Here is a 5061-nt window from a genome sequence, read left to right as displayed (position 1 = left end):
GCGGCCGGGTTTTCGATGTTGTATTGCCGCACCGGGTCGCGCCCGCCGATCGTCACCGTCGGGCAGATGCGCAAGGACGCCTCACGGTCGCGATCGGCAAGCCAGGTGTAGGACGAGCTCCAGCTATGCGGCTTCAGCCGGTAGTAGGATGACACGCTCGCCGCCGTCATCGCGGTGATACCAGGCAGATGGCGAAGCACCCCGGCACAGAAGGCGCCGGCCTGGCTGGAAAGACCGCCCGGTCGTGCTGGATCGTAGGTCGCCGGCTTGCCGGCCGCATCGATGAAGCTGAAATGGATGTGGAGGCCGTTGCCGACGGCGTCGGGAGCCGCTTTCGGCGTGAAGCTGGCGCGCCAGCCGGCATTGCGCGCGACTTCGCGGGTGATTTCCCGGATGGCGACGGCGCGGTCGGCCGCCGCGAGCGCATCGGCCGGCTCGTGCGTCACCTCGAACTGCTCGTTGCCGAACTCGGCGATCACGACTTCTGGCGCGACGCCGGCTTCCTCCAGCGCCGCCATCAGATTGGGCGCGAAGGGGTCGGTCCGCCGCAGCGCCTGGAACGACAGCGAATGCCCCGGCACAAAGTCGCCCTCGATATGAAATTCATGTTCGAAGGCGGCGATGACGGAAAGCCCGGTTGCCGCCTTCAACTCCGCCAGCGCGTCCCTGAGCATGGTGCGTGTGCAGCCGACCCACGGGCTGCCGTCGAGTTCGACGATGTTGCCGGCGATCATGTCGAAGGCTGTCGCCGATCCGGTCAGCACTGTCCGAAAACGGGCGTTGAGGTCAGGCACCAGCCGCACATCGCCGGAGGAGCCCCAGGGATTGGGATCGACGATGGAATTGAACGGCGTCAGCGACAGATTGGCCTGCAGCCAGCCGACGCCGGTGGCGGCGATCTTCTGCAGCTTGCTTTCGACGACCGAGCGGCCGCGCGTGATGGCGGAGAGATCGGTGGTGACGACGGCAACGAGCGGTTCGACGGTCGATGTCATGCAGCTTTTCCCAAGGCTTCGAAGCGGGCGGCTATGGTGGCGGTATCAGTGACCCAGCAATAGCCGCCAAACGCCTTGAGGGCACCATCATGGCGCTCCTGCGTGGCGGCCGCGCAGGCATCCGACACGCAGGTGACGAGGTAGCCGCGATCGGCGGCGTCGCGCACCGCCATGTCGACGCACTGGTCGGTCATGATGCCGGCAACGATCAGGTAACGCACGCCGAGGTTCTTCAAGACATAATCGATGTTGGTCGAGTTGAAGACGCCAGACGACGTCTTCGGCAGCATGATCTCGTCGCCGACCGGCGCCAGCGACGACACCGGCAGGCCTTCCGGCCGGCTGGGCGCGATATGGATCGGCGTCAGCTTGTGGTCGAGCGAGCAGTCGCGGCCGTCTTCCGTCAGGCTCTGGATGATGGTGTGGATCACTTCGACGCCATTGGCGCGGGCCGCCGCCAGCAGGCGCTCCTGGTTGGGGATCGTCTGCGACGCCGTCTGTCGATAGAAATAGTGGTCGGGGCCGCGCTCCGGATGCGCCGGATCGGCGCCGGGCTCCAGCCAAACACGTTGCATGTCGACCAGAAGCAGCGCGGTTTCGCCGGCCCGGAAGGGCTCGTTTCGTTTTGGCAATGCCTGCGTCATGCTTTCTGGTCCTGCTTCACTGATTTGGATTGGACTGATTTAGGTTGGGCTGATTTGGGCCCGGGCATCCTGCGTGTCCCGGTTTCTTCGGGGCCGGCACTGTCGAGGGTCACGGCATTCGCATGCCGCACCTCCTCCAACTTTTCGATGCGTTCGCGGGCGCCATCGCTTAGCGTGGACACGATATGGGCGACCAGCGCCTCCATCTGCGCAATCGCCGGCGCCAGCGTGTCGTATGGGGAGGCGACTTCCAGCGGGCTGACGATGGTGACCTCGGCGAGATCGGCGATCGGCGACAGCCATTGATCGGTGAACAGCACGATGCGCACGTCGCGCGCCGCCGCCTGCCGGGTGTAGTCGATGACGTCGAACTGGTAGCGGCGATAATCGAAAACGACCAGCACGTCGCGGCGGCCAAGATCGGCCAGCGTGTCGAAGGCCTGTGCCGACAACGTGCCGAGGTCGCGCACACCCGGCCTGAATTGCAGCATGTAGCCGGCGAACATGCTGGCGATATGGCGGCTGAAACGGCCGCCGAGCATGACCGCCTCGCCCTTGGCTTCCATCAGCAAACGGGCGGCGCGCTCGTAACTCTGCAACGGCGTCAGGCTGACCGATTTCTCGAGCGCAGCACCGACCGAGCCGAGATAGGCGAGGATGGCGCTATCTTCCGCGCCTGTCGGCCGCTTGGCTTCCATCATAAGCAGGGGTGAATGCAGCCTGGCCTCGACTTCGGCCAGAAGCTTCGCCTGGAAGTCCGGAAAGCCATCATAGCCGAGCTTCACCACCAGCCTGACCACGGTCGGGTCGCTGACGCCGGCACGCCGGGCCAGTGACGAAGCGGTGCCGAGGCCGGAGGTCGGATAGTCGGTCAGAAGCAGCCGGACGATCTTTTCCTCCGACGGCGTCAGCGCAAAATCCCCGCGCATCAGAACATCGCGTATCGACATTGGCCTCCCCAAAATCGGTGTTGGGCTTACCTGCCTCGTTGTGTCGAGTTTATTACAGAGATTTTAATTTCGGTCAACAATGAAGAGATATTGACATAACCGGACGACTGGTCTTAGCTTTGTCGGAAAGCAGCCAAGAGACTGTGGGGAACAGCCATGCGGACTGGAAGCGACGTCATCGTCGTCGGCGCGGGTATCGTTGGATCGAGCGCGACCTATCATCTGGCCGCGTCCGGTGTCGAGGTGACGCTTGTCGAGCAGACGCACCCCGCCGGCGGGCCGTCCGGCAAGTCCTCGGCGCTGCTGCATGCCTTCTATTTGATGCCGGAACTGTCGCAGCTTGCCATTCGTGGCCGCGAGATCCTTGTGTCCTTGCCGGAGATATCAGGCGAGGGCTCCTTCGTCACCGAGATCGGCATGATGTGGGTCTGCGGCAACGACAATGAAGCGAGCTGGAAGGCCGCCGCCGAACGCATTCGCGGCGAGGGCGCATTGATCGAGACGCTGTCGCCACAGGCCTTCGCCAATGCCGCGCCCGGCTTTGCGCTGAACAATGTGGCGCTGGCGCTATGGGAGCCCGAGTACGGCTATGCCGACGCCTTCGGCGCAACCAATGCAATTGCCCGCGCCGCCAAGGCACGCGGTGCCAGGATCATGCAGAACAGCCTCGTCGAACGGCTTGTGAAAGAGGGCGACCGCATCAGCGGCGTCGCGCTCGCCGATGGAACGGTGCTGAAGGCCGATGCCGTGGTGCTCGCCGCCGGGCCATGGACGCGCCGGCTGCTGGCGACGGTCGGCCTCGATCTGCCTCTGCATGTCGAGCGCCACCCGATGGCCGTGCTCGACGCCGCCGGCAAGGCGCGCCAGGTCATGCCTTTCGCTTGGTGCGACGACATCTCCTGTAACTATGCGCGGCCCGACAATGACGGCGTCATTCTTGCCGGCACCTGGGCCGGCGGCGGCACCGGCTTGCGTCATGAGCACGCAGGCCGTCCGCGTTTCGTCGATAACCCCGACGACTACATGGAAGGCGTCGAGGAATCAGAATCGGTCGAGATCCTCGAGACCTTCGCGACGCGCGTGCCGGCGATGGCCGATCTTGGCATCCGCCCCGGCTATGCCGGGCTTTACGACATGAGCCCCGACGACCTGCCGGTGATCGGCGCCATGCCTGGCATCGACGGACTTTTCGTTTCGGCCGGCTCCTCGGGCCACGGCTTCAAGACCGGCCCGGCGGTCGGCGAAGCGGTGGCAAGACTGGTCACCGAAGGCGCCCAGCCGATCCTGGCACCGTTTTCGCCCAGCCGCTTCAAGGCCGCCTGATGGCGTCGGCGGCGATGAGCGAGGGCAGGGCGCGGTCGTTGATGCCGGCCGCGTTTCGCAACGCCTCAGCCGATGCGCTTTGCATGGTGGCGGTGCTGCTGCTGGCGGGGCTCATTGTCTTCTTCTTCGGCGGCGCCGCCATGCAGCGCGTCGTCACCTATGCCGCGATCATGCTGACGGCGGTGCTCGGGCTGCAGATATTCTCCGGCAACAGCGGCATCGTCTCCTTCGGCCACGCCGCCTTTGTCGGTCTCGGCGCCTATGCCACCGGCATCCTGACCATGCCGGCGGCGCTGCAGCGCACCGCGTTGCGCGACCTGCCGCAGTTTCTCGCTGGCTATGAACTCTCCTTCTTCGCCGCGCTCGCCGTCGTGCTGATCCTTGCGATCGTCATCGGCCTGCTGACCGGCACGCCTCTGCTCAGGCTGTCCGGATCGAGCGCTTCCATCGCCACGCTCGCCATGCTGATCATCGTCTACACGCTACTGGTTGCCGGACGCGAGATCACCCGCGGCAGCCAGCCCTTTTACGGCGTGCCGCGCGAGGTCGGTCTGTGGACCGCTATCGGCGTCGCTTCGGTGGCGCTGGTCGTGGCGAGGCTGTTCCGCGAGACTGCCTTCGGCCTTGCCACCCGCGCCGCCGCCAATGACGAGCGCGGTGCCGCCGCCGTCGGCGTCGATCAGCGCACCTCGCGGCTGGCCGCTTGGGTGGTGGGCGCGGTCGCCGCCATGGCCGCGGGCGCCATGATGGCGCAGTTCCTTGGCGCCTTTTCGCCGCGCGACTTCTATTTCGACCTCGGCTTCACCTTGCTGGCCATGCTGATCGTCGGTGGCATGAGCTCCTCGCTCGGCGCCTTTGCCGGCGTCGTCGTCACCATCGTCGTTATCGAGGTGGTGCGTCGCTTCGAAGGCGGCGGCGAGGTGTTCGGCCTGCATCTGCCGGTGCTGTTCGGCCTGACCCAGGGCGTGCTCGCCATCGCCATGATCCTGGTCATCTGGCGGCGGCCGACTGGCCTGTTCGGCGAGCGCGAATTGAACCTTTTGCGCCGGCCCGCCCGCCAAGTCGCGACTATCCCGGCTGCGCCGCTGCTGCATGCCGAGCGCGACCGGCTCACCGCCGATCATCTGTCGCGGCGCTATGCCGGCGTCG

5 protein-coding genes are annotated in these 5061 nt (G+C 65.7%); 2 read left to right on the top strand and 3 right to left on the bottom strand.

Features of this window, described 5'->3' with window-relative positions; genetic code table 11:
• From EOC93_RS32515 to EOC93_RS32505, 3 genes are all read right to left on the bottom strand, one after another.
• A partial coding sequence (locus EOC93_RS32515) for a glutamine synthetase (protein ID WP_127206652.1) occupies window positions 1–995 on the bottom strand: 995 nt, incomplete at its 3' end.
• Window positions 992–1639, bottom strand: a complete 648-nt coding sequence (locus EOC93_RS32510) for an isochorismatase family cysteine hydrolase (protein ID WP_127206651.1) — start codon at window positions 1637–1639, stop codon at window positions 992–994. The genes EOC93_RS32515 and EOC93_RS32510, both read right to left, overlap by 4 nt.
• Window positions 1636–2589 (bottom strand): MurR/RpiR family transcriptional regulator, encoded by a 954-nt coding sequence (locus EOC93_RS32505; RefSeq protein WP_126106946.1) that lies wholly within the window; start codon window positions 2587–2589, stop codon window positions 1636–1638. The genes EOC93_RS32510 and EOC93_RS32505 overlap by 4 nt, the downstream gene beginning before the upstream one ends.
• 156 nt (window positions 2590–2745) lie before the next feature.
• On the opposite strand from EOC93_RS32505, the gene EOC93_RS32500 reads away from it, so the two are divergent.
• Together EOC93_RS32500 and EOC93_RS32495 are read left to right on the top strand one after the other, a co-directional pair.
• Window positions 2746–3912 (top strand): FAD-binding oxidoreductase, encoded by a 1167-nt coding sequence (locus EOC93_RS32500; protein WP_095485713.1) that lies wholly within the window; start codon window positions 2746–2748, stop codon window positions 3910–3912.
• On the top strand, window positions 3912–5061 hold a 1150-nt coding region (locus EOC93_RS32495; protein ID WP_164759375.1), incomplete at its 3' end, for a branched-chain amino acid ABC transporter permease. The genes EOC93_RS32500 and EOC93_RS32495, both read left to right, overlap by 1 nt.

It is taken from the genome of Mesorhizobium sp. M6A.T.Ce.TU.002.03.1.1 (assembly GCF_003997275.1).
Taxonomy (GTDB): Bacteria; Pseudomonadota; Alphaproteobacteria; order Rhizobiales; family Rhizobiaceae; genus Mesorhizobium; species Mesorhizobium mediterraneum.
The sequence above is the reverse complement of the archived record's forward strand: the minus strand, read 5'-3'. Positions and strand labels throughout refer to the sequence as shown.